Raw genomic sequence first — 26234 nt, 5'->3', positions numbered from 1 at the left:
ACAGGCTGAAGAGCCCTATGGTGAGGGTTGGAGAGAGAGGCAGCGGCAAGTGGAAGGCGATTTCGTGGGATGAGGCGATAACACAGGTCGCTGGAAAGCTCCAAAAAATTAAAGATAAGTACGGTCCTGAAAGCCTTGCATGGTTTGGCGAAGACCACAGCTTCACCCATATTCAGTCGGATTTATGCAAGATGTACGGGACTCCGAACTATCACAACCATTCCAACCTTTGTGATGTGGCAAGGAAGGCGTCGTTTAAGCTTGTGATGGGGGATGAGCGTCCCCTTGCGGATTTCGAGGATACCTCCTATTCTCTGGTGTTTGGATGGAATTTCCTGGCCGCAACGAAGTTCATACATCTGCCGGGTATAATGAACAGAGGAAGGGCAAAGGGAGCCAGACTGGTCTATGTGGATCCCCTGTATAACGAGACAGCGGCTAAATCCGATGAATGGGTACCCATAAGGCCCGGCACCGATGGCGCCTTTGCCCTGGCTATAGGCCACGTGTTGATAAAAAAAGACCTTGTCAACAAAGCCTTTATCACAGAGTGGTGTGTTGGTTTTGACGAGTATTCGAAATACGTCTCGGATAAAACCCCTGAATGGGCACAGAAGATAACCAGTATTCCGGCAAAAAATATAGAGAGAATCGCCACAGAGATTGGTGAGCTTGCCAGGGCTGGAAAACCTGTCGTCATTGACACATGGAGCGGTCCCGGGCACCATACAAACGCCTCTCTCGGCGGGTATGCCATCACAGCTCTTCCTGCCTTGCTTGGCATGATAGACAAACCGGGCACAATGATGCAGCCGAGTAAGAAAGGGAATAAACATCACGACCTTGAAGTTGATTTGCCCTCACTGAAAAAGCCAAGAGTGGATGGCAAAGGGAGCAAATACATACTTGGCCATGGCTCAGGGATTTACATAGAGACGAGGGATGTGGTGCTAAGCGGTAAAGAGACCACCCCCGGCTCAGGCGTGCCCAAAGCGGGCGTATTTGTATTTCAGAACTTTGTCATGTCTGTACCCAATACAAAGAAGAACATCGATTTCATCAAAAAGCTTGAGTACGTGGTGGTTAACGATATATATATGAGTGAAACCGCAGATCTTGCCGACATAGTAATACCGGGTTCGGTGTACCTCGAGAGATACGACTTTACCGGTTACTGGGTAACATGGCCGGTGTTAGGGCTGAGAAAGCCGGTAGTGAAGTCCGTAATCAATGGCCTGACCGAGGTCGAATTCTGGATGGCCGTAATAAAGAAGATGGGGCTCAGGGATAAGAATGGTTACTCCCCGTCCGATCTTAGTTACGATGCTTTTTATGCTGATGAGTATAACCCTACCCTGTATGCCAAAGAACAGAGCTGGGAGGAATATAAGAAAACGACCCTTGCTATGACCGGCAAAACCGAGTATGAGAAATTCAGAAAGGAGGTCGCGCTGCCGGAGGGAGGCAGCATTGACGGAAAGACCGGCGTCGTGAAAGATAAGGATGGCAAGGCGGCTGGTGTAAAAATTGGTGACAAGATTATGAAGGGGTTTGATACACCCACGAGAAAACTTGAGCTTGTCTCCGAGCTGCTGAAAAAACATAAACTAAGCGGGCTTCCCGAATATACTGAACCCGAGGACAGCCCGACATCTGAATTCCCTCTGTATCTTGTTGGTTACAAACAAAACCAGCATACCCATTCAAGAACCTTTAACAACACCTACCTGATGGAAATGAGGCCGGATAATCCTCTTTTGATTAATTCAGCCACTGCCGACAGGTTCGGACTTAAGGATGGAGACGCCATTTGGATCGAATCCGCCTTTTCCAGGGCAAAAGCAACAATTCAGGTAACCGAAAGAATTCATCCCGAGGTTGTTGCCCTCCAGCACGGCTTTGGCCACTGGGGATTCGGTAAGGTGGCAAAGGGCAGCATGAATAAGTTCAATAAATGGTCTCCTGCAGGAACAAATGACGGTCAATTCCTGCCTGGCAAGGCCGAGAAACTCTCTGGCCAAATTGTTACCAAAGAAATTGGCGTCAGGATAATAAAGGCATAAGGAGGTTATATAGATATGGTAAGGAATCCAAATCAGACAGGCTGGTACTATAATGAGAATAATTGTATCGCCTGCAAGGCCTGTGAGGCGGGGTGCAAACAGGAGTTTGACCTTCCCATAGGGGTAAGACGCAGAAGAGTTATAATCAAAGAAGAAGGGAAATACCCTAATGTCAGGGCAAGATACCTCTCTACCGCCTGTAATCATTGCGCAGAGCCAGCGTGTATGAAGGCGTGTCCGTCTGAGGCGATAACAAAAGAGCCTGAGTTCGGAGCCGTTCTCATTAACCAGGATAAGTGCATAGGGTGTAAGAGATGCGCCGCCGCTTGTCCATTTGGTGCTCCTGTCTTTGATGAGACGAAAAAGAAAATGGACAAATGCACTATGTGTTATCACAGGTTGAAGGAGGGTCTACCCCCAGCCTGTGTACGGACATGTCCGGGGTATGCCTTGTGGCATGGAAAATTGAGCGATATCGATGCCCTGAAAACACCTCCCGAGATATACAGAAGACCAATTAAAGATAAGCTTCCGGGATTAGCCGATACGACGTTGACTATTCCTTCAGCGAGATATTCCGAAAATAAATAAAACAGGAGGATTAGTGGGGCAGGCAGAGGAATCCACTTTAGGGGAGTCTGCCCCACTGGGAGAGTTATTATGACTACAGCAGGAGGTATTATGGCTCCAGTAATGGTGGAATCATCAAGGGTGGTTAGTTTATTGAGCAGCATGTATCTTTGCAAACCGGTTAAAGCGGCTATCGAAAAATGGAAAATTGCGCTTTATGAGGATAAATCTCTCTTTATGTGGGATCTGAAAGAAGCTCTCGGGGAAATAGATACGGAATCGGAAAAAGAGCTTGAGGATCTCCTATGGGATTTTACACAGCTTTTTATAGGTCCTTACAAAATGCTGTGTCCGCCATGGGAATCTGTTTATACTTCGTCGAAAAGACTTATGATGCAGGAGGCACATGATGAGGTCCGGACTTTTTATCACGAAGCCGGTTTGGCAATGAATACCCCCGACATAATGTCTGACCATATCGGAGCAGAACTCAATTTTCTCGCGGTATTGCTTCAAAAGATGAACATTGAATCTGAAAAAAGGCAAAATTGTCTGTATCTGACAAAACGGTTTATTGATGAGCATCTCAGAGCGTGGATTCCGCAGTTTACCAATGACATGGAGGCAGCAGCAGATACAGATTTTTATAAAGCACTAGCGCAAACAACGAGAAATTTAAACGATTTCTTTAGATTTTAGGAGACTGACAAAATGTTCAAGGGAATAAAACTCAAAACAAAATTGATGTTATTGATAGGAACGACCGTTTTTTTTACTCTTCTTATTTCGATGACACTGATTGTAAGGTTTAATTCACATAATATGATAACTGCCTATGAGCAAAAACTTAATCAAAAAGAAAAAGAAATCCCTGAATATTTTTTACAAAAGGCTAATAAACTGGCAGGGTACGCTGCAGCCATTTCTTACAATAAAGATGTGGTTAATGCAGTCAGGGAACAAAACAAAGATAATTTGAAAGAGCTCCTGGTGCCTTTGTATAAATCCATACACGGCATAGATAGTGAAGTCGAAACAGTGGAGGTTGCCAATAACGGGGGTATAATGCTTATGAGGGGGCATAATCCTGCTAAATTTGGGGATAATAAATCCGGTACCCCATTGTTTAAAAATGCATTAAACGAGAAAAAGTTGTCTTTCGGTTTAGAAGTATCTACCACGACTAAGCTTTTAAGTCTGGACAGTATCTATCCGCTTTTCGATAAAAACATATTCGTAGGTCTCGTTAAGGCCGGCACGTATCCAAATCAACAGACGCTCATGGAAATTAAAAAGGTTCTGGGCGTGGATATAGCCGTAATCGTAACAAATGTGCACGAGGACATAGACGAGAAAATAAAGGAGAAATATAATATTAAACCGCTGTTTGTACCGGAGAAAGCGGCATTGATATTTGGTTCGACTATTGATGACAAGGTTATTGCAAAACACCTTGACACATTTAACAAAAGCGGATTAACTAAATTACAGGCAAATAATACAGAGTACTATGCAAGGAAAACGGATTTTATTTTTAACGGCGAAAAGATGGAGAATTTAAATCTTATAATAGCATCTGATGCGGTGGATTTAATAAGAACAAATCGGACCGTCGTAAAAATAGCGGTAATTATAGGTGTGATTATATTGCTTTTTGCCATGTTCATAAGTCTATACTTTTCCAACACGATCCTAAAACCACTTTTAAAGGGGATAGAATTTGCTAAAAATATCGCAAATGGAGATCTCACCACGGAGATTCATATAGAACAGAAGGACGAAATCGGACAGCTTTCGTTGTCCTTAAATGAGATGTCAAATAAATTGAGACAGATTGTATCGGAGGTGAAGACCGCCTCGGACAGCGTAGCCGCGGCAAGCCATACAATAAGCGAAAGCACAAAGGATATGTCTCAGGGCGCTACGGATCAAGCAGCGTCGGTGGAGGAGGTATCGTCCTCTATGGAGGAGATGTCGTCAAACGTAAAGCAAAATGCCGGAAACTCCCATGAAACCGAAAAAATAGCCGTCAGGTCGTCTCTCGATGCTCAGGGAAGCGGTAATGCCGTGGCCGAGGCAGTCAATGCTATGAAGCAGATAGCCAGCAAGATATCGATTATCGAGGAGATTTCCAGACAAACGAACCTCCTTGCCCTCAATGCTGCCATAGAGGCGGCTCGAGCTGGCGAACACGGCAAGGGGTTTGCCGTGGTTGCCTCCGAAGTGAGGAAACTGGCCGAACGCAGCCAGAAGGCGGCAGGAGAAATCAGCAATCTGTCTACCTCTAGTGTAAATATAGCCGAAGCAGCCGGTGCTATGCTCGCAAAATTAGTACCAGACATTAAAAAGACCGCAGAACTAGTACAAGAGATAAGCTCAGCAAACAACGAACAGAGCACCGGCATCGAACAAATAAACAAGGCGATACAACAGCTCGATCAGGTAATACAGCAAAACGCATCTGTTGCAGAACAGATGGCTTCTACTGCCGGGGAACTCTCCTCTCAATCCGAACAACTTCAAAGTGCGGTATCGTTTTTTAGGACAGACAAGAATCAAAGTCTTATAGCAAGGTAAAACGAGGAGGTTAGCACGTCTCACTGAAAAACTGATGTGTTAAGATATGCCGAAGGGGGGACTCGAACCCCCACGGAGTTGCCCCCACAAGACCCTGAACCTTGCGTGTCTGCCAATTCCACCACTTCGGCCTCGCTGTAGTGCTCCCATCCAATTTAACACACAGCGTTGCTGGCTGTCAACATACACAAATTCATAACAATATAAAACTCTAAAAAAATCTTAATACAATTGTAACAATCAATTTGTTAAAATAATAGTAGCATGATGTAAAGAGGGGGCGTAAGCAGCTTTGTTGTGAAAAAGCCGTTACTTACATCAACGTTAAAGGAGGAGACCGCAATGTGTCCTTATTATGAATCGGGTAAAAAGCGTTGTAAACTATCGTGGCAGTATCCAGGTGAGAAAATTGAACAATATGTGTACATTGGCCGGCATACATGCACATCACATATATATGAGGCATGTTCAGTTTATGTCAGATCATTATTTTTGATGGTTAACTTACAGAGCGGCCAGTTTAATAACACCCAGTGGAGGTAACATTTCTGACTAAATGAAAAAAATCTTAGTCATAGAAGATGAAAAGGACATAGCGGAGCTGTTATCGTATAATTTAAAAAAAGAGGGTTTTAGTGTAACCATATGCTATAACGGATCAGATGGGCTTAAGACCATATTGAATGGTTTTTTTGATTTAATCATATTGGACCTGATGCTTCCTGGCGTGACCGGCATGGAAATCTGCAAACGTGTTAAGGCATCAAAAAGGACGTCGTCAATTCCTATAATAATGTTGACAGCCAAATCCGGGGAGTCAGATAAGGTGTCAGGGTTGGAGTCCGGCGCTGATGATTATTTAACAAAACCCTTCAGCGTAAGAGAGTTGATGGCACGCATAAAGGCAGTGCTCAGGCGAACCACTGATGAGGACACTACAGAGAAAATTATAAAAACCGGAAACTTACAAATAGACATGGAAACTTACACGGTAACCAAAAATGGAAAAGTTTTATCTCTAAGTCCCACAGAATTTAAACTTCTGGTTTATCTGATAAAAAAAAGAGGCAAGGTCCAGACCCGCGACATGCTGCTTGATGCGGTGTGGCGTGATGAGGCATTCGTTGAGCCAAGAACTGTTGACGTTCACATAAGACGGCTTAGAGCTCAGGTAGAGGATAAATCCGACAGGCCCGCTTATATAAAAACCCGCAGGGGTGTAGGTTATTACTTTGATGACAGTATCTGATTACGCAACAAGAGAGCGATTTGTTCAAAAGAGTTTATTATTCCTTAACCCCGCCACGAAAGATTTGATAGTGTTTTTTTGTTGGTTTTGATATAATACACATTATGGCACGAGCAGATGTGGAATTAAACAAAGAACTTGTCACAAAAGCAGATTTAGCACGGCTTGAAGTAGGGTTTAAGGCCGATATCGCCCGGCTTGAGAAGCTCATTAGGTCATACGTTGAGCAGCCTGTGAAAGATAATATCAAGACTGAATGTACAACAGAAACAATTGATGCTGACTCTTCTATTAGCAAGCTCATAGACAAAGCAAAGAAATTTTCTGAGGAAACATTTAATCAGCCGATAGCAGGTTCCGAGTCAGCCGATGATTTAGAGGCATCCTCGGTACTCAATCGTTTGTTTACCAATTTCAGTGACTATAAGGAACAGATGGAGGAACAGTCAAGCGAGCTGGAGGAAATTAACAGGCAGATGCTTGTAGAGATTGTGGAAAGAAAGCGCGCCGAGAAAAAACTCCAATACATAGTTGAACTCATCAAACTGATAACAAATATTTCCTCCACATTTATAACAATCCCCTCAGAAGACGTTAAAAACTGGCTTAATCATGCACTTCAGACAATTGCTGATTTTATTGGCATGGAGAGGGGCTATATCGTAGTGTTTACGGGGCATGACAGAACAGGCGTGGAAATCTTTGAGTGGTGTGCCGAGGATGTGCCGCCAAAATATCTGGGAAAAGAAAATCTGCTCACAGATGCCAATGGACGGCTGCAACCGGGCAACCTTGTACCGGAAAGATGGTTTGCAAAGTTAAATGTTTTTGAAAATATATCCCTCAGCTCTATAAACGAACTGCCTGAGGATGCGCTGTCCGAGCGGGAGTTTTTTGAAGCAGGTTCTGTGAAAACCCTGTTGGCTTTGCCAATGGTTTACGGAGAGACATTGATAGGGTTGCTTGGCTTTGATGCTATAACGGCTGAGAGGTTTTTTGCCTCAGATGTTATATCGCTCATAAGAATAGCGGCTGAAATATTTGTAAATGCCATTTCACGTAAGCAAAGAGAGGAGGAGCTGATCAAGTACAGGAATCATCTTGAGGTGCTTGTAACTGAGCGTACACTTGAGCTTACCGCTTCAAATGAGAAACTTATGCTTGAGATTGCCCAGCGCGTAAAAGTTGAAGAGGAATTGATTAAGTCAAAAAACTCAGCAGAGGGAGCAAACAGGGCAAAAAGCGCATTTTTAGCCAATATGAGCCATGAACTACGTACTCCGATGAATGGTATCATTGGGATGACTGAGCTTGTTCTGGATACCAGTCTGGACTCAGAACAGAGAGAGTATCTGATGATGGTTAAAAACTCATCCCACCACCTGCTTGGTCTGCTAAACGGTATTCTGGATTTTTCTAAGATAGAAGCCGGTAAGATGGAGGCGGATGAGGTGGATTTTGATCTGCTTTCCACAATAAATGTTACACTTGAGCCGTTTATAGTTCAGGCTATGAACAGAGGGATAAAACTCAGTGCCGATGTATCGCCAAATGTATCGTCATCTTTAAAGGGCGATGTTGGAAGGTTAAGGCAGGTGCTTGTCAATCTGATTGGTAACGCAATGAAGTTTACCGAAACGGGTAAAATCGAGTTAAAGGTATCTAAAGCGCCTGACACTATAAATAACAAACCATTGCCTCCACTATCTGATAAAGAAATCCGGATACTGTTTGAAGTGTCTGATACCGGAATAGGAATTCCCAGGGAAAAACATGATGTGATTTTTGAGAGCTTCACTCAGGGTGAGGTTTTTATGACAAAACGGTATGAGGGCACGGGGTTAGGGCTGGCAATAGTTAAAAAGGTTCTCCACATGATGGGTGGCGATATATGGGTAGAGAGCGAGATCGGGAAAGGCAGCAAGTTTTACTTTACGGCTAAGTTTTCAACTCAGCAAACATCCCCACAGGCAGTCGTACATACTCAGCCGAAAGACGTCAAAAACCGGCGCATACTGGTAGCAGACAGTAACCCAACTGCACTGAGCAGTGTTGCCGAGATGATAAAAAGTGAAGGATTCATTGTTGAAACAGCACAAGATGCTGAAACTGCACTCAGCAAGCTTAAACTGCCGAGGGCCGCTTTTGACGCAGTCGTTTTTGATTTTCAGCTTACTGACATGGACGGGTTTGAATTTGCAAAGAGAATGAAATCACATCTGATAGGGAAATCGCCGATTAAAGTCATAATGCTTATTTCGGCTGGTTTAAAAGGAGATGCGGCACTTTGCAGAGAACTTGGTATTTCTGGCTATATTATTACTCCTGTCTTTAAATCAGACTTGATAGAGTTAATTAATTTGGCGTTTGAAAGAGGGGATAACCCTGAGGCACCACTTTTAACCCGCCACACAGTGCGGGAGGTGCGGGCACCAGTTAATATTTTGGTAGCTGAGGACAACATCGTAAACCAAACTCTGGCAGTCAAACTGCTGCAAAAGCGCGGATACTCACCCGTAGTGGTTGGGAGTGGGCGTGAAGCTGTGGATAAGCTGGCTAATACAATCTTTGATGTTGTCCTTATGGATGTGCAGATGCCGGATATGGACGGCCTTGAGGCAACACGATATATAAGGGGCCTAAAGGACGCAAAGATAAATGTGGGCATTCCCATAATCGCCATGACCGCACATGCTTTGAAGGGGGATATGGAACTTTGTCTTTCAACAGGTATGGACGATTACATTTCTAAACCGCTAAAAGCTGAGGATTTATATAAATTAATTGATAAATATACGGCCTTACGGTCAAAGGAGGTGCAGGGGATGTCGCAAGATGTACAATCAGGGCAGGTAAAACCTGACGTACCGGTTTCAAAACATGAGACAGTGGCGGAAAAACTTCACATCTCATTGCAGCAGCCAATGGTTGCCCAGCAGCCCTCTACAAGAACCTCGGCAAAGGCACTGGATATAAAAGACACACTGCAGCGGCTTGACAATGATGAGGAAATTCTCAGAGACATGTGGACAGCCTTTAATGCCGATGCCCCGCAGCAGTTAGAGCTTCTTAGAAAGTTGTTAGAAGCTGGAAATGTGGACGGACTTCAAAAACAAGCCCACACAATTAAAGGTATGTCGGCAAACATTGGAGCTGTAGCCCTTAAAAGCGAGTCTTTTAGGATGGAACTGGCTCTCAGGAAGTTAAATAAAGAGCTGGACGATGCTGGCAGAGCTGCAGTTTTGAGTTTTATAGAGAGTTTACAGTTTGAACTAAATATGGCTATCAAAGACATTAATATACAACTTGCAAAACCTGTGGGCACAATCCAGTAAAGTGTCAGACATCAAAGGCGTGGCATTCTGCCACTTAAATTAAATGCTATGTATAACTTAAGCTAAAAACAGGGTATGCTGACTTTTCAATTTCACCGGTTACGACCTCCCAACAGTCTGAGGAGGAAAGCAGTGTGTTGAGGAATTTTATATTTGATGTATGCCCGGACTTATCAGCAACAATATGCCCAAGTATGGGAAAGCCGGTAAGGGCAAAATCCCCAATACTGTCAAGTATCTTATGTCTTACGCACTCATTGGTAAATCTCAGGCCTGTTTCATTGATGACGTCACTGTCACTAAAAATCACAGCATTTTGCAGCGACACACCCTTTGCAAGGCCATGCTGCCTGAAATACTCCTCATCTTTCAGAAAACCAAATGTTCTTGCCGGAGCTATTTCCCTTATAAAGGATTCCTCATTGAGATCTATTGAGAAAAACTGCTCGCCCAGAAAATGATTATGGAAAAATAACCTGAAGGAAATCTTTCTGCCATTGTAAGGATACACAGTGACTGAGGTGTTTTTGTCCTCAAAAACAACAGGCTTAAGTATTTTAATATACGGCATTTTTCTTTTTTGTTTTTTAATACCGGCATCAAGCAGAAGGTTAACAAGCTCGATGGCACTTCCATCCAAAATGGGAATCTCAGGTCCCTCTACCTCTATGGTTACGTTATCTATAGAAAGAGCAGAAAGCACAGCAAGTATATGCTCAACAGTCCTGATTTTAGCCCTTTCGTTGCCGATGGTTGTGGCAAACACTGTATCAGTCACAGTCCCCACATTTGCAAAGAAGGAGGCATTTTTACAAGGGCGGTGAAAAACTATTCCATGGTCCACAGAGGCCGGATAAATACTTACCTTGCAGTATATTCCAGTGTGCAGACCTACTCCCTCAAACGTTACTTCTTTTTTTATCGTCGTCTGATATCTCATAACTCTACTAAATATGCAAATTATATGCCACAATGTAAACCCTGAAAAACCGCTATTTCTTAACAGGAAAATGTATAAAAAACATTAATATTGTGTTACAAACGACACAATTTACAGCCGGCTGTTTGGCAACACAAATTACTACTGCTATACACCCAGGTATGCCTCTCTGATTTTTGGATTGCCTGAAAGTACTTCTTTAGAGCCATGAAAGACAATTTTGCCGGTTTCAAGCACGTAACCGTAATTTGCTATGTGAAGTGCCATATTAGCGTTTTGCTCAACAAGCAGGATTGTCTTACCGGATTTGTTTATATCCAGAATTACTTTAAATATCTCTTTTACAAGCAGTGGAGAGAGCCCCATGGAGGGCTCATCCAAAAGCATAAGTGAGCCCCCTGTCATAATAGCCCGCCCTATGGCAAGCATCTGCTGCTCACCCCCGGAAAGTGTACCGCTTAACTGTGTTTTCCTTTCCTCCAATTTGGGGAACAGACTAAAGATATGCCTGAGACGCTCCCTATAAATGCCCTTGTCTTTAACAACCCATGCCGAAAGCTCCAGATTTTCCATAACTGTCAGATTTCCAAAAATAGCTCTGCCCTCAGGCACATGTGTTATCCCTCCCGATATGATTTCATGTGGAGTTTTACCTTTAAGATTGATGCCGGAAAACGATACTGTTCCCTCATAGGGAATAAGCCCTGAGACAGCTCTCAGAAGTGTTGTCTTACCGGCTCCGTTAGCCCCGATAAGTGTTACAATTTGACCCTCTGTGATGTCAAAAGTTATCCCGTTAACGGCATTGATATTGCCGTAACTGACACTGAGGTCTTTTACGCTGAGAATGGTTTGTTTATTTTCCACTGCAAAAAACCCTCTAATCTGTTATCTCTGAGCCAAGATAAGCCTCCAACACTTTGGCGTCTTTCCTTACATCCTCAGGCAGACCACCTGCTATCGTAACTCCAAAATCAAGCACTTTTAGTTTCTCGCAAATCCCCATTATAAGAGACATCTGATGCTCTATCACTAACACCGCCACACCGTATTTATCTCTGATGCCTTTTACAGTTTCAATCATTTTGCCGATTTCCGCCTGATTCATACCGGCTGCCGGTTCATCAAGAAGCACCAAAGAGGGCTCTGTGGCAAGTGCCCGCACAATTTCAAGGTACCTTCTTAAGCCATAAGGCAGAGTTCCTGCTAAATCATACGCCCTGTGGTCAAGATTAAAACTCTTAAGCAGCTCCCACGCCCGTTGTGTTACCAAAGCCTCATCTTTTTTGAAACTCTTCAGATGAAACAGCGCCTCTAAGATATTATATTTAAATTTGTTAAATTGAGCGACCCTCACATTATCCAGGACACTTAAACCGTTAAAAACCCTTATGTTTTGAAATGTCCGGGCAATCCCAAGAGCATTTATCCTGTCAGAGGACATCGTTGTTATCTCGGTTCCATTAAACAAAATACTTCCCGATGTCGCCCTGTACACTGCCGTTATCAGATTAAACAAAGTGGTCTTGCCTGAGCCGTTTGGTCCTATTATCCCATAAATCTCACCGCTGTTGATGGTTAGTTCAAAATCTGAGATAGCCCTGAGCCCCCCAAAGTAATGGGTCAATCCGGTTATCTTTAATAAGTCCAAAGCCGCCTCTCTCTATCACACCTTGTAGTTAAATAGTTTTATTTTCTTCTCAGCAGACGGGATAAACCACTTAAATTCCCTGAGTCCTGTTATCCCTTTAGGCCGAAATATCATAAGAAACACCAGTACCAGCGGCATAATGACCATTCGCCATATACCAAGAGGCCTTAACAGCTCAAGCAGCACGGTATAAATGGTGGCTCCGAGCACTGAGCCCGCTATTGAGCCAATCCCGCCGAGGTACACCATTATCAGAATTTCTGTGGATTTTAAAATATCAAATGATTTCGGACTTATAAACTGCAAAAGATGTGCGTAGAGGGCGCCCGCCACACCGGCAAAAAACGAGGATAACATAAATGTCATAATCTTTACCTTTTTCGTATCAACGCCCATAATCAGAGCCGCCGTTTCATCCTCACGAATAGAAACCACTCCTCTGCCATAGTTGCTGTAAACAAAGTTCCTTATTACCCAAAGAGCCATAAAGGAAAAGAAAAACACCCACACCAGAGACGTTAGTTTCGCTATTCCGAGGTATCCTCTGGGGCCGCCCAGGAAATCCACGTTTTCTATGATTGATTTTACTATCATATTAAAGGCAAGAGTGACAATTGCAAGGTAATCCCCGCGTATTTTAAACGATGGAATAGCAACTAAAAGCCCTGCTAATGCCGATGCCATACCACCTGTAAGCACCGCAAGAGGAAAAATCCACGGCCCCAGTGAAAGTGAAAACACTTTTACAGTAATAATGGCTGAGGTGTATGCCCCTATTGCCATAAACCCTGCGTGCCCCACGGAAAACTCTCCCATATAACCGTTTACAAGATTCAGGCTAAGGGTTAATATAAAGTTGATTCCAACATACATGACAACAAGTTCAACGTAACGGTCAACAAGGTTAGAGTTACTGACAGAGCAAGAGAGGGCACAGCCAACAAGTAAAATAGCCGGTACTGCGAGTTTTTTTGCGGAGGCAGCCACTTTCATAGCTTTACTAAACGAGCAGTTCCAAAGATTCCATAAGGCCGAAAGATTAAAAGCACAAACAGCAGTGTAAATGCCACAATGTCCCGATAGGTAGAGGGTAAAAACATAGTGACAGCAATTTCTACCGTACCTAAAATAAAGCCGCCTGTCATTGCCCCCCGGACATTACCGATTCCACCTACGACAGCCGAAATAAACGCCTTCCACCCTATCATTATTCCCATATACGGGTCTATTACCGGATAGGCCAGTGAGTACATAACACCGGCTGCGCCGCCAAGGGCTGCTCCTAAGGCAAAAGTCTGGGAAATTATTCTGTTAACCGGTATTCCCATAAGGGGAACCGCTGATATGTCCCACGATATAGCTCTTAAGGCCATCCCAAACCTCGTCTTTCTTACTAAAAAATCCAGTATCACCATGAGGGTAACAGATATTGCAATTATTATGGTCTGAATTGAAGACACAGTTACCTGGCCCATTACCCACGCCCTGTTTTTAACTATTTCCGGTATGTGCTGAGGATAGGGGCTTAGCGCCAGTGTGAAATTTTCAAGAAAAACCCCTACGCCAAGAGCCGTTATGACTGCAGACATTTTAGGAGCATTCCTTAACGGTCTGTAAGCAAGCCTTTCAATCAATACTCCCACACACGCTGTCACACAAACGGTCACGATTAATGCCGGAATAAAGGATAATTTTAGCCACAGAGCAGCTAAGAAAAATATAAAAGCACCGAGCATAAACACATCACCGTGTGCAAAGTTAATTAAAGAAAGCACCCCGTAAACCATCGTGTACCCGATAGCTATGAGAGCATAGAGACTGCCCAGTTGAAGTATGTTTAAAAACTGCTGAATTAGGTAACTCATACCAAGCCGCATTCAATCGCAGAGACAGTCACTTCGCTCTATGGGTTAACATCGGTGTACCAGTTAAAAGCTCCGTTTTTAATTTCCAAAATAACGACACCCTTGACAGGGTCTCCTGTCTCCCCTGTAAACGAGATATTTCCGGTCACACCGTGATAACCTTTTATCTGAGCGATGGCATTGCGTATGGCCTCAGGCTCAGCACTACCTGCCGCCTTTATTGCCTCAAAGACAATACCGAAGGCGTCAAAGGTGAGAGCTGCAACATCGTCAGGGGTGTTTTTATAGAGTGCCTCGTAGTCTTTTACGAATTTTACCGTATCAGGCGATTTAGATGATGCGCTGTAGTGGCTGCTAAAGTAGTATCCGTCGCAGTCCTTACCGCAGAGCTTAAGCAGCTCGCTGCTTGCCCATGCGTCGCTACCGAGAAATGGTGTTGTAATACCGAGGCGATGGGCCTGTTGAACCTCAAGGGGCACATCGCTGTAGTATGAGGGCAGGAAGATAACATCCGGGGTGGAGTTTTTTATGTTAGTAAGCTGTGCGGAGAAATTTCTGTCTCCCTGTGTGTAGGTCTCATAGGCTGATACAGAGCCGCCGTTTTTTTCAAAGGTGTTTTTAAATACCTCGGCCTGGCCCTTTAGCACCTCAGATGATGAGTCAAATAAGATAGCGGCTTTTTTAGCATGCAGAGTGTTTTTGGCAAAAAGCGCTAGCACCTGTCCCTGAAAAGAGTCCAGATAGCAGGCTCTGAAGGCATAGCGCTTGGGTTTACCCAGCCGTGTGTCAACTGTGGTTTTTGGATTGGTTGACCAGGGGGTAATCATTGGGATTTTAGCAGTCTCTGTTATTTCAGATGTAGGGATAGCGCCGCCGCTTGAGTTTGGACCAATTATGGCAACGACTTTTTCCTGAGTTATAAGTTTCTGAGCGGTTGAGGCAGCCTGTTCGGCACGTCCGGCGTTATCTTCTATTTGAATCTTTATTTTCATTTTCTTTCCGCTAACCTCTATTCCACCGCTGTCATTTATTGTTTTAACGGCCATTTCTGCAGCATTTTTGCACGAGGCACCGACGGCTGGAATCTCACCTGTTAACTCCGCTATTACTCCTATTTTAATAACATCACCTTCAGCCTTAACGCTGCTGTCTTTTTTGCTGCAACCCACCGTTGAAATTAATACCAATGAAACTGCCACGGCTAACAGCACCATCTTGTTGAGTTTGTTTGCCATTTTATTTTTCTCCATGGCCGGAATTTTACCATTTCCCACGCATTTTATCAACTTGAGATTATATAGACTTGTTATAATACGGAATTGCGCTCATATAGTGATGTTCAAAAGTATGTTCGTATTGAACTCACTAAAGATGAGATTGTCACACCCACTACGTGGGTTCGCAATGACGGCAAGTGGCTGTTTTTACAGTATTTATTTATCCGTCATTGCGAGGAGCGATAGCGACGTGGCAATCTCAGCTTTTAAAAAAAGTGAACGTTGTTATGCACTTCACTATAGATATAACTTTACCAGCATTCTAATACTTAAAAAAGACCAGCCTCCGTCCAAAAGCTACATTTTTGTAGGTAATGCTACAAAAATGTAGCTAACCATTAAAAATTATAACCATAAAACAATTATAACTATCTGTTTTTAAATCATTATTTTGCTTGGCATAATAATTGCAATTACAAGTAATAATACGATCACATGCAAAGGAGGCATTGTTATGATGAGACAGATTGCAATCTATGGAAAGGGGGGCATAGGGAAATCCACAACGACACAAAACACAGTGGCAGCGCTTGCTGAGGCCGGCCACAAATGTATGATAGTGGGTTGTGACCCTAAGGCCGATGCTACCAGATTAATACTAAATAGAAAGGCTCAGGCTACGGTAATGGACATGGCAAGGGAGAAGGGTTCGGTGGAGGACCTCGAAATCGGAGAGGTTTTGCTGGAGGGATTTTTAGGAATAAAATGTGCCGAATCCGGAGGCCCTGAGCCTGGTGTGGGCTGCGCCGGACGTGGTGTTATTACGGCAATCAATTTTCTTGAGGAAAATGGCGCTTATACGCCAGACCTTAATTACGTCTTTTATGATGTTTTAGGGGACGTTGTGTGCGGCGGTTTTGCTATGCCCATAAGAGAGGGTAAGGCAAAGGAAATATACATAGTCACCTCCGGCGAGATGATGGCCATGTATGCGGCAAACAATATAGCTCGTGGAATACTAAAATACGCTAACAGTGGTGGCGTAAGGCTTGGCGGTCTTATTTGTAACTCAAGAAAAACCGACAAAGAGGCCGAGCTTATAATAGCCCTTGCTGAAAAGCTAAACACTCAGATGATTCACTTCATACCACGTGATAATCATGTGCAACGGGCGGAGCTAAGAAGAAAAACCTGTATCGAGTATTCACCCGAACATCCTCAGTGTGATGAGTACAGGGCATTAGCTAAAAAAATAGCGGAAAACAAAAATTTCGTTATCCCAACTCCACTTGAAATGGAGGAGCTTGAAGCGCTTCTAATGGAGTTTGGAATAATGGACGGGGACGTGGAGGCTGCATGAGTACAGCAATTCAACAGACACAGAAGATAATAGATGAGGTCATGGAGGCGTATCCTGAAAAGACCAGGAAATTACGGGAAAAACACGTAAAGCCCAATGACCCCTCCGGAGAGTGTGGCTCAGCCTGTGCGGTGAAATCAAATGTGAAATCACGGCCTGGCATCATGACCATAAGGGGGTGCGCGTATGCCGGGTCAAAGGGGGTCGTGTGGGGGCCGATTAAGGATGTCGTACATTTGAGCCACGGCCCGGTTGGCTGTGGGCAGTACAGTTGGTGGTCTCGCAGAAATTACTCCAATGGAACAACTGGTGTGGATAACTTTGGCGCTATGCACGTAACCAGTGACTTTCAGGAAAGGGACATTGTCTTTGGGGGCGATAAGAGGCTGGCTCAGATTTGCAGGGAAATCAAGGAGATGTTTCCTCTGGCCAAAGGTATAAGCATTCAATGCGAATGTCCGGTTGGCCTCATAGGAGACGACATAGAGGCTGTGGCAAAGAAAATGACGGCGGAGCTGGGAATTCCGGTAATTCCGGTCCGGTGCGAGGGCTTCAGAGGGGTAAGCCAGTCACTGGGGCACCACATCGCAAACGACAGCATCCGGGACCACGTAATTGGAAAGAGCACCTTAGATAAGGTTACCGATTACGATGTTAACCTGATTGGAGACTACAATATAGGGGGAGATGCCTGGGCCTCAAGAAAAATCCTTGAGGAGATGGGACTGCGAGTCATTGCACAGTGGACGGGCGATTCCACAATTAATGAACTTGCAATAGCTCCGCAGGCAAAGCTTAATCTCATACACTGTTACCGGTCTATGAACTATATTTGCAGATTTATGCAGGAGCAGTATGGAATTCCGTGGGTCGAGTATAATCTCTTTGGGCCGACAAAGATATACCAAAGTATGAGAAAAATAGCTGCTCTTTTTGACGATAACATAAGAGAGCGCACGGAGGCTGTAATAGCAAAATATACGCCTAAAATGGATGCTGTTATAGAGGCTTATAAACCAGTCCTCAAGGACAAGACCGTAATGCTCTACGTTGGCGGGTTAAGGCCCAGGCACATTATCGGAGCCTACGAGGATCTCGGAATGGAGGTTATAGCGACAGGGTATGAGTTTGGCCACAACGACGACTATAAAAGAACATACCCAGAGCTTAAAGAGGGCACTCTTATCTATGACGATGTAACACCGTACGAGTTTGAGGAATTTGCTAAAAGGCTAAAGCCTGACCTTGTGGGGTCAGGGATTAAGGAAAAATATGCGTATCACAAGATGGGAGTTCCATTTCGGCAGATGCACTCGTGGGACTATTCGGGACCGTATCACGGGTTTGACGGTTTTGCAGTATTTGCCAGAGATATGGATATGACCGTAAACAGTCCAACGTGGAAACTCATACGGAGGAAAAAATGATTGTTAAAGACCATAACGAGCTTTTTACTGACGAGACTTATATAAAACAGTTCAAGGGAAAACGGGAATTTGAAAATCCGTGCCCGGAAGAGGAGGTACAAAAAACTGCGCTGTGGAGCGCAGGCGATGAGTACAGGGAAAAGAACTTCAAAAGAGAGGCTTTGGTTATAAACCCTGCAAAGGCCTGTCAGCCTCTTGGCGCTATGCTCTGTGCTTTAGGATTTGAAAATACTTTAAACTTTGTGCAGGGCTCTCAGGGCTGTGTTGCGTATTTCAGAAGCCACCTTAGCAGACACTTTAAGGAGCCTGTGGCGGCAGTGTCATCCTCCATGACTGAGGACTCAGCTGTGTTTGGCGGAGTCAGCAACATGCTGGAGGGGCTTGAAAACGCTTACACCCTGTATAAACCCGATATGATAGCGGTATCTACTACCTGTATGGCAGAGGTAATAGGGGATGACCTTAATTCTTTTATTAAAAGCGCTGTGGAAAAAGGCATTGTACCGCAAAGCCTGGCAATTCCATTTGCCCACACTCCGAGTTTTGTCGGCTCACACATTACGGGCTACGACAATATGATGAAGGGGATTTTAAGCGGAGTTGCGGGGGCTGTGAAAAGTGCCACTACAGATTCGATAAATATAATTCCCGGGTTTGATACCTATACCGGCAATTATTTGGAAATCAAACGTCTTATGAATTCAATGGGCGTTAAAACAACAGTACTCTCTGACATAAGCGATGTATTGGATTCCCCCAATACCGGCAGGTACCGGCTTTTTCCGGGGGGTACACCTTTGAGCGCTCTTAAAGACTCCGTCAATGCGCTCTCTACGGTTGCCATACAAAAGTATTCAACTATAAAGACCGGCGAATTTATTAAAAATGTCTGGGGAAAAGATTTTAAGCTTGCCCCTGTACCAATAGGCATAGAAAATACCGACGAGTTTCTTGACCTTATTACAGCCGTAACCGGCAAGGCCGTTTCCTCCGAGATTGAAAACGAACGGGGACGGGCGGTTGACGCTATGATAGATTCCCATCCTTATGTGCACGGTAAGAGGTTTGCACTTTTTGGCGACCCTGATCTGCTAATGGGGCTTATGTCTTTTATCCTTGAAATGGGAGGACGCCCTGTTCATATCCTCTGTACAAATGGAGATGAAACGTTTGCTAAAGACGCAGAACTTTTGCTTAGTAAAAGTCCTAACGGAAAGGATGCTAAAATTTATGTTGGAAAAGACATGTGGCACCTGAGGTCTCTGCTTTTTACGGAACCTGTTGATTTACTTATTGGCAATTCGTATGCCAAATTCCTGTGGAGAGACACTCAAACGCCTCTTGTTCGCATCGGATTTCCTCTCTTTGACAGGCATCACCTTCACCGCTACCCAATTATAGGCTATCAGGGAGCTATCAATCTTACAACCTGGATTGTAAACACTCTGTTGGATGAAATGGACAGAAAGTCGATGTTCACAATGAATTTTGACGTAATACGATAGGAGCCGTTAAAAGTGTACAAAAATGTGGATGAACTCACAGTGGGTGTGTGCCAGGCAGATGAGGGGCACAAGGTGTGCAGAAGCAGGGGAGGGGAGTCTTGCGCCTTTGATGGCGCTATGATTGTTCTTCAGCCCATAGCGGATGCCGTACATCTTGTGCACGGGCCTGTTGGATGCACGTCAAACACATGGGAGGGTCGTGGCACTGTCTCAACTAAGGGGCATTTCCATCGTATGGGATTTAGCACCAACATGAAAGAGCTGGACGTAGTCTTTGGTTCTGAAAATAAGCTATATGATGCGATACGCCTCTGTAAGGATGAGTTTCAACCATCTGCCGTTTTTGTATATGTTACGTGCGTAAGCGGGCTTACCGGCGAGGATGTGGAAACTGTTTGTAAGAAAGCAGAAGATGCTCTCTCTGTAAGGGTAATACCAGTGCTTAGTCCGGGGTTTGTGGGGCCAAAGAATCTGGGCAACAGGATAGCAGGAGAGGCGTTGCTTGATTACGTCATAGGCACGGGAAAGCCACCACATCTGACCCCCTATGACATAAATCTGATAGGCGAGTATAACATTGCCGGTGACTTAGACTTTGTAGAGCCTGTGCTTGAGGAGGCTGGAGTAAGGATTCTATCACGGATAACCGGTAACTCCACTTTTAATGAAATTACTTGCGCTCACCATGCAAAGTTAAACGTAGTGGTGTGCAGCCGCGCACTGATCAATGTTGCCGTTGAAATGCAGAGGAAATACAATATTCCATACGTGGAGGTTTCATTTTACGGCAAAACGTCAATGTCGGAGGCATTAAGAGCAATAGCCTCTTCTTTAGATAACTCTCCTCAGTTTTTACAGCAGGTGGAGGCGGTTATCTCTGCACACGAAAGCAGGGTAAATACATCGCTCAAAGCGTATTCCTCTCTTTCCGGTAAAAGGGCTGTGCTCTATACAGGTGGGGTCAAAAGCTGGTCTCTGATTTCTGCTCTTATGGATGTGGGCATAGAGATTGTTGCCGTAGGAACTAAAAAGAGCACTTTTGAGGATGAGGTTAAAATGAAGGGGATATTAGGCGATGACGCTCCGCTCTATGAGGACGTAACGCCAAAGAACCTGGCAGGATTAATGAGAGACAAACGAGGGGACATACTTGTGGCCGGAGGACGGAATTTTTATCTTGCGGCAAAAGAGGGGTTTCCATTTATAGATGTAAATCAGGAAAGGCACACTGCTTATGCAGGTTACGATGGTTTAATAAATCTTGCAAGGGATATTTCCAACTCCATTTCCTTTTACACTAAAGATAAGCCGAAGCTTTGTAGTGTAAAGACAGATAGTGCCGAAAGACCTCTTGTGGTAAATCCGCTTGAGCACTCACTGGGAGTTGGAGCAGCATTAGCCTTTCAGGGGATAGATAAAACTGCGGTGGTAGTTCATGGAGCGCAGGGTTGTAATTTTTTGACAAAGGTGCTGTTAACGAACCATTTCAACGAGCCGATTTCTTTGCAAAGCACTAAACTTTTCACAGAGGACGTGGTCTTAGGCAGTGAAAAAAGGCTTGCTGAAATAATCACCGGTATATACGAAAAACAAAAGCCGCAATTAATAGCCGTTGTTACCACAGGTCTTACCGAGGTAAAAGGAGACGATGTTGAGGGAGCTTTAGCTGAGTTGAGAAAGACGCTTAAAGGAATAAAAATAATTCATGTCCCGACCCCTGACTATCTAAGCTCTTTAGAGGATGGGTATGCGCTGGCAATTGAAAAAACAGTGGAAACACTTGTAAAGGCAGGAATTTATCCGATAAAGAAACGGTTGGTCAATTTGCTCATAGGGCCCCATTTAACGCCGGCTGATTTCACTGAGATAAAAACTATAATTGAGGATTTTAATTTGCAAGTCATCACCCTGCCTGACCTGTCGTCTTTAAACGGAGGGCGCAAGGGGTTTTCTCCTCTGACCTCAGGAGGCTTAAAAATAAGTGAAATCGTTCATCTTCCTGCTGCTGAGTTTACAATAGCAGTTGGCACTGCTATGAAAACTGTTGCTAAGAAAATTAACGAGTTATGCTCTACTAAATATGTGGTCTTTGAGGGACTGTCATCTTTAGCCGATGTTGACAGGTTTATGAGTACGCTTAGTGCTATAAGCGGCAGCGCAATTCCGGATAAGTATCTGTTGCAGAGAGATATTTTGGTTGACGCTCAGAGGGATGCCCATTATTTTTATGGCGGAAAACACATATGTGCCGCTATGGAGACAGACCACCTTATACAGTTATCCCGGTTATTGTACGAAATGGGGTCTCAGGTTAAACTTGCCGTTTGCCCAAACAAATCAGACAGATTAAGGCACATCATAGCTGAGGAGATAATCACAGGGGATATGTATTCAATAAAAGGGGATTTTGATCTATTGATAACCAACTCTCATGGCACTGACATTGCAAGGGCATTAAACATACCAATTTTACAGATGGGCTTTCCTGTGCATAAGATGCTTGGTTATACGGCAAAAGTGCGTGTAGGATACAGGGGGGCTACAGAGTTGGTCAATGAAATGGGAACCATTTTAATGGAGGGCCATAGATGAAAATAGCGTTTGCAACAACAGGCAGCGGGAAAGTGGATGAGCACTTCGGCAGAGCCGGTAATTTTGAGGTTTATGAGATGAAATACACTGGTTGTGAATTTATTGAAAGAAGGACATTCAGTAATGAAGAGACCACAGAGATACAGGAAAGCCGCAATGAGGGCCAACTGCATATTGATAAGGTTGAGGCAAAGGTGGAGAAGCTTTGTGATTGTAAAATAATTTACTTTACGCAAATAGGAGGTCCTGCTGCCGCACGGCTTGTAAAACGGTCAGTCATGCCGATCAAGGTAGATGAGGGGTCGGTAATTACCGAGCTGCTTCAAAACCTACAGGAGACAATACAAAAGTCGCCGGCTCCATGGCTTAAAAAAGCACTTATGGACAATACTATAAACCATACGGAGGTACAGTGAGATGAAAATGATAAGAGCATTTATAAGACCGGAAAAAGAACAGGAAATTGTGTTGTCACTTGAGGGGGCTGGTTTTCCTTCTTTAACAAAAATGCCGGTGTTTGGACGAGGGAAACAGAAAGGCCTTCAGGTTGGCCCTGTTACATATGACGAGCTGCCAAAGACCTTGCTTCTTATTGTCGTAGAGGACAACGAGGTGGATACGGTGATTAAGATTATAGAGGGAAAAGCGAAAACGGGTTTCATTGGAGATGGTAAAATTTTTGTAACACCGGTTGAAAAGTCCTATACAATACGGACTGGGGAAACCACGTTATGAGAGAGCTAACTATAATAATCCGCCGGCACAAGCTGCCTGACACTAAAAAGGCCCTTGAGGAGCTTGGGCTGCCCTCTATGAGTATTCAAAGTGTGGACGGCAGGGGAAAGCAAAAAGGCGTTCTCAATTTTGAGTATGACGATGAGATGAAAGACGGGCTCTCTTCTGCTGTAAGGCTTGTGCCCACACCGTCAGTGTATGCGCTGGAGCATCAGTTGCAAAAGCCGGTGTTATACGTTCCCAAGCGGATGCTGACTGTGGTGGTGCCGGAGACAATGGTGGAAAGTGCAGTTAATGCAGTGATAAATGCTAATCAGACGGGACGCCACGGAGACGGTAAAATCTTTGTTTCGCCGGTAGAGCTCTCCGTAAGGGTTAGAACCGGAGAGAGGGGCGTTGCGGCTATCTAATACCAAGTAGCTGCCAAAAAGGTAATATAATGTAATGGTGGAGAAAAAGGACTGGATCCCGCAACAAGTGCGGGATGACAAAGGGCGGTGCGGGATGACAAAGGGGTGGTTCTTATCCTGTCATTCCTGCGTAGGCAGGAATCCAGTATTTTATTTATATCTTTGAACGCGACTCAGTATAAGTGCAGGAGGATTTCGTATGGGTGAAATGATAGGTTTGACAAGAGGCGGGACGGTATGGATCCCAAGGTTTTTGGACTCCATTGATATAAGTAAGTGCTTAGGGTGCGGCAGGTGTTACAAGGTCTGCGGCAGAGGAGTTCTTGAGCTAATTGACAAGCCGTTTGAAGGCGATGATGAGTTTGGGGACGATCTGGGCAACAAGGTCATGTCTCTGTCAAATCCTGATAACTGTATTGGCTGTGAGGCATGTAGAAGGGTATGTACGAGAAAATGCCACAGCCACACGGCTCTTTAAAAGAAAGGGCGGGAATTATGATTAATAAAAGGATGTTGTTAGAAAGCCACCCATGTTTTTCATTGGCGGCGCACGGCAAATTCGGACGGCTGCACCTGCCGGTTGCTCCTTTGTGTAACGTACAGTGCAGATATTGTGTAAAAAAATTCGACTGCGCCAATGAATCAAGACCGGCAATAACAAGCCGGTTACTAAGTAAAGATGAGGCGGTGGAGCGCGTTGAAGTTCTTATTGACAGAAAAACCAATCTCAGCGTTATAGGGATAGCAGGCCCCGGGGATTCTATTTTTAATGAAACCACACTGGAGGTTTGTAAGGAAATAAGCTCCCGATTCCCTGAGCTTATACTGTGTATCTCAACAAACGGTCTTCTTTTGGCAGACAGGATTGAGGATTTAAAAGAGGCTGGAATAAGCAGCATAACCATAACAATTAACGCGGCTACTGCCCACACGGCCCAAAAAATTTACTCGTGGGTGAATTACAAGGGCAGAAAGTTATCTGGTGTTGAAGGGGCGGAACTCCTTTTGCAAAAACAGTATGATGGTCTGAAGGCCGCCACTAATTATGGATTTGCAGTAAAAATCAACACGGTTTTAATGCCAGAAGTTAACGATAAAGAAATTACAACTATAGCGCTCAGGGCGGCTCGGTATGGGGCTGAGATAATGAATGTCATGCCTTTGATACCACAGGGTGAGTTTTCACATCTAAGGATTCCTAAGCACAGTGAGATTGTTGACATCAGAGCCGAGTGTGCATACTACCTGCCGCAGATGGGGCACTGTGTGCAGTGCCGTTCAGATGCCTGTGGTCTTATTGGCGAGGACGTGGATGTTGAGCTTGAAATGTTAATGGCAGGTTTGGGGGTTGATTACGATGCAGTTGTCTGTTGACAATACTTTATCCGAGTTTGAAAGAGAGCGGTATAAGAGACAGATGCTCTTAGACGGATTTGGTGAAAAAGAGCAGAGTGCGTTAAAAAGCAAATCTGCACTGATTGCAGGTATTGGCGGTCTTGGGGGAAATGCCGCCGTGTATCTTGCATCGGCTGGCATTGGTAAACTGTTTATAGTTCACTACGGCAAATTGACACTATCGAACTTAAACAGGCAGATACTTATGAAACATGACTGGGTTGGAAACAGCAGAGTTATAGCAGTAAAGAAATTTATAGAGGAGCTAAACCCGCAGGTGGAGGTGGAAATCTACGACGAGCGGATAAGTGAAAAAATTGCAGACGAGCTTATCGGTAAAGTAGATATTGCACTTTCGGCCAGGCCAAACTTTTATGAAAGAAGGATATTAAACAAGGTATCGGTGGCACACGGAGTTCCAATGGTAGAGGCTGCAATGAATGCGATGGAGAGCTACTTGTTTAACGTGATACCGGGGAAAACGCCTTGTCTTGATTGTGTATTTCCTGAGGATGACCCAGACTGGCAAGAGTTGGGGTTTCCAGTGCTGGGTGCCGTATCGGGCGCTCTTGGCTGTCTTATGGCTATCGAGGCAATAAAAATACTCACGGGTTTTGGCAGGCCGCTTAAGGACACAATGCTTATGTTTAATACTTACGACATGGAATTTAGAAAGTTCAGGATAAAAAAGAATCCAAATTGCAACGTCTGCAGCTAATTTATCCTAAGATGAAAAAAAAGGGGGGGGTGAACTAAAGATACAAAAAACTGTGGTAATAAAATAAGGACAAGAGAGTGAAAACATTAAAAAACGGAGGTTTCGAACAACATGACACCAAAAGAGGTACTGGAACTAACTAAGAAAAATAATGTAGCAATGGTAAACTTACTATTTGTGGATTTCCCCGGCGTGTGGCAGAACCTGTCTGTACCTATTGGGCAGCTGGAGGAGTCGTCCTTTGAGGAGGGGTTTGGTTTTGACGGCTCATCGATAAGAGGCTGGCAGGCCATAAATGCCTCTGATATGTTGCTGCTTCCTGATGCCACATCGGCATTTATTGACCCTTTCAGGACTCACACCACATTGAATCTGATTTGCAACATTCTCGATCCGATAACTAAAGAGTCCTATAGCAGAGACCCACGCTACATAGCGATGAAGGCGGTAAATTACCTGAGGTCAACAGGGATAGCCGACACGGCATATTTTGGACCGGAGGCTGAGTTTTTCATCTTTGACGATGTACGTTTTGACCAGAAAACCAACGAGGGCTACTACTATATAGACTCTATCGAGGGAATATGGAACTCCGGGCGTGACGAAAAACCAAACCTTGCCTACA

General features: G+C 44.4%; 24 protein-coding genes and 1 tRNA gene. 18 read left to right on the top strand and 7 right to left on the bottom strand.

The annotated features are described in order from the left end of the window. The 4 genes from HQK88_16060 to HQK88_16045 all read left to right on the top strand — a co-directional run. On the top strand, window positions 1–2063 hold a 2063-nt coding region (locus HQK88_16060; protein ID MBF0618315.1), incomplete at its 5' end, for a molybdopterin-dependent oxidoreductase. A 15-nt stretch (window positions 2064–2078) separates the two neighbouring features. After that, entirely contained in the window at window positions 2079–2654 is a 576-nt protein-coding gene (locus HQK88_16055; protein MBF0618314.1) for a 4Fe-4S dicluster domain-containing protein, read from the top strand. Between the two features lie 90 nt (window positions 2655–2744). Continuing rightward, window positions 2745–3332: a molecular chaperone TorD family protein gene (locus tag HQK88_16050; GenBank protein ID MBF0618313.1), complete on the top strand. Its 588-nt coding sequence runs from the start codon at window positions 2745–2747 to the stop codon at window positions 3330–3332. A gap of 366 nt (window positions 3333–3698) precedes the next feature. Then, complete coding sequence (locus tag HQK88_16045; protein ID MBF0618312.1) at window positions 3699–5210, top strand: HAMP domain-containing protein; 1512 nt, start codon at window positions 3699–3701, stop codon at window positions 5208–5210. Between the two features lie 47 nt (window positions 5211–5257). Here the strand turns inward: HQK88_16045 and HQK88_16040 are convergent. After that, window positions 5258–5341, bottom strand: a tRNA-Leu gene (locus HQK88_16040). A 166-nt stretch (window positions 5342–5507) separates the two neighbouring features. Between HQK88_16040 and HQK88_16035 the strand changes: the two genes are divergently transcribed. The 3 genes from HQK88_16035 to HQK88_16025 all read left to right on the top strand — a co-directional run bounded on the left by HQK88_16035 (window position 5508) and on the right by HQK88_16025 (window position 9794). Further along, window positions 5508–5753, top strand: coding sequence for a hypothetical protein (locus HQK88_16035; protein MBF0618311.1), 246 nt, complete (start codon window positions 5508–5510; stop codon window positions 5751–5753). 13 nt (window positions 5754–5766) lie between these two features. Beyond that, window positions 5767–6459 carry a response regulator transcription factor gene (locus HQK88_16030; GenBank protein ID MBF0618310.1) on the top strand — a complete coding sequence of 231 codons (693 nt, stop codon included), beginning with the start codon at window positions 5767–5769 and terminating at the stop codon, window positions 6457–6459. A 104-nt stretch (window positions 6460–6563) separates the two neighbouring features. Further along, complete coding sequence (locus tag HQK88_16025; protein ID MBF0618309.1) at window positions 6564–9794, top strand: response regulator; 3231 nt, start codon at window positions 6564–6566, stop codon at window positions 9792–9794. 46 nt (window positions 9795–9840) lie between these two features. Here the strand turns inward: HQK88_16025 and HQK88_16020 are convergent, their stop codons facing one another. The 6 genes from HQK88_16020 to HQK88_15995 all read right to left on the bottom strand — a co-directional run bounded on the left by HQK88_16020 (window position 9841) and on the right by HQK88_15995 (window position 15464). Further along, window positions 9841–10734, bottom strand: coding sequence for a UDP-3-O-acyl-N-acetylglucosamine deacetylase (locus HQK88_16020; GenBank protein ID MBF0618308.1), 894 nt, complete (start codon window positions 10732–10734; stop codon window positions 9841–9843). A 147-nt stretch (window positions 10735–10881) separates the two neighbouring features. After that, the gene (locus HQK88_16015; protein ID MBF0618307.1) at window positions 10882–11583 is read right to left on the bottom strand and encodes an ABC transporter ATP-binding protein; all 702 of its coding nucleotides are present in this window, start codon (window positions 11581–11583) and stop codon (window positions 10882–10884) included. A 31-nt stretch (window positions 11584–11614) separates the two neighbouring features. Further along, a complete protein-coding gene (locus HQK88_16010; protein MBF0618306.1) occupies window positions 11615–12385 on the bottom strand; it encodes an ABC transporter ATP-binding protein in 771 nt (256 codons plus the stop codon). Window positions 12386–12400: 15 nt separating this feature from the next. After that, window positions 12401–13378 carry a branched-chain amino acid ABC transporter permease gene (locus tag HQK88_16005; protein ID MBF0618305.1) on the bottom strand — a complete coding sequence of 326 codons (978 nt, stop codon included), beginning with the start codon at window positions 13376–13378 and terminating at the stop codon, window positions 12401–12403. Continuing rightward, the gene (locus HQK88_16000; protein ID MBF0618304.1) at window positions 13375–14250 is read right to left on the bottom strand and encodes a branched-chain amino acid ABC transporter permease; all 876 of its coding nucleotides are present in this window, start codon (window positions 14248–14250) and stop codon (window positions 13375–13377) included. Before HQK88_16000 ends, HQK88_16005 begins: the two co-directional genes overlap by 4 nt. A gap of 38 nt (window positions 14251–14288) precedes the next feature. Continuing rightward, entirely contained in the window at window positions 14289–15464 is a 1176-nt protein-coding gene (locus HQK88_15995; GenBank protein ID MBF0618303.1) for an ABC transporter substrate-binding protein, read from the bottom strand. Window positions 15465–15984: 520 nt separating this feature from the next. Here HQK88_15995 and nifH point away from each other — a divergent pair. The 11 genes from nifH to HQK88_15940 form a co-directional block, all read left to right on the top strand. Beyond that, window positions 15985–16827, top strand: a complete 843-nt coding sequence (gene nifH, locus HQK88_15990; protein MBF0618302.1) for a nitrogenase iron protein — start codon at window positions 15985–15987, stop codon at window positions 16825–16827. After that, complete coding sequence (gene nifD / locus HQK88_15985) at window positions 16824–18254, top strand: nitrogenase molybdenum-iron protein alpha chain (GenBank protein ID MBF0618301.1); 1431 nt, start codon at window positions 16824–16826, stop codon at window positions 18252–18254. Before nifH ends, nifD begins: the two co-directional genes overlap by 4 nt. Then, entirely contained in the window at window positions 18251–19759 is a 1509-nt protein-coding gene (nifK, locus tag HQK88_15980; GenBank protein ID MBF0618300.1) for a nitrogenase molybdenum-iron protein subunit beta, read from the top strand. The genes nifD and nifK overlap by 4 nt, the downstream gene beginning before the upstream one ends. Window positions 19760–19771: 12 nt before the next feature. Further along, window positions 19772–22351: a nitrogenase iron-molybdenum cofactor biosynthesis protein NifE gene (gene nifE / locus HQK88_15975; GenBank protein ID MBF0618299.1), complete on the top strand. Its 2580-nt coding sequence runs from the start codon at window positions 19772–19774 to the stop codon at window positions 22349–22351. Next, window positions 22348–22767 carry a nitrogen fixation protein NifX gene (gene nifX, locus HQK88_15970; protein MBF0618298.1) on the top strand — a complete coding sequence of 140 codons (420 nt, stop codon included), beginning with the start codon at window positions 22348–22350 and terminating at the stop codon, window positions 22765–22767. Before nifE ends, nifX begins: the two co-directional genes overlap by 4 nt. 1 nt (window position 22768) lies before the next feature. Continuing rightward, the gene (locus tag HQK88_15965; protein MBF0618297.1) at window positions 22769–23086 is read left to right on the top strand and encodes a P-II family nitrogen regulator; all 318 of its coding nucleotides are present in this window, start codon (window positions 22769–22771) and stop codon (window positions 23084–23086) included. Next, window positions 23083–23496, top strand: coding sequence for a P-II family nitrogen regulator (locus HQK88_15960; protein ID MBF0618296.1), 414 nt, complete (start codon window positions 23083–23085; stop codon window positions 23494–23496). The genes HQK88_15965 and HQK88_15960 overlap by 4 nt, the downstream gene beginning before the upstream one ends. 199 nt (window positions 23497–23695) lie before the next feature. Continuing rightward, the gene (fdxB, locus tag HQK88_15955) at window positions 23696–23974 is read left to right on the top strand and encodes a ferredoxin III, nif-specific (protein MBF0618295.1); all 279 of its coding nucleotides are present in this window, start codon (window positions 23696–23698) and stop codon (window positions 23972–23974) included. Between the two features lie 17 nt (window positions 23975–23991). Then, window positions 23992–24870 carry a radical SAM protein gene (locus tag HQK88_15950; GenBank protein ID MBF0618294.1) on the top strand — a complete coding sequence of 293 codons (879 nt, stop codon included), beginning with the start codon at window positions 23992–23994 and terminating at the stop codon, window positions 24868–24870. Next, window positions 24854–25609: a HesA/MoeB/ThiF family protein gene (locus tag HQK88_15945; protein ID MBF0618293.1), complete on the top strand. Its 756-nt coding sequence runs from the start codon at window positions 24854–24856 to the stop codon at window positions 25607–25609. The genes HQK88_15950 and HQK88_15945 overlap by 17 nt, the downstream gene beginning before the upstream one ends. A 111-nt stretch (window positions 25610–25720) precedes the next feature. Further along, a partial coding sequence (locus HQK88_15940; protein MBF0618292.1) for a glutamine synthetase beta-grasp domain-containing protein occupies window positions 25721–26234 on the top strand: 514 nt, incomplete at its 3' end.

Source organism: Nitrospirota bacterium (genome assembly GCA_015233895.1).
GTDB lineage: Bacteria > Nitrospirota > Thermodesulfovibrionia > Thermodesulfovibrionales > Magnetobacteriaceae > Magnetomonas.
This window is presented reverse-complemented; position numbering and strand designations above follow the sequence as displayed.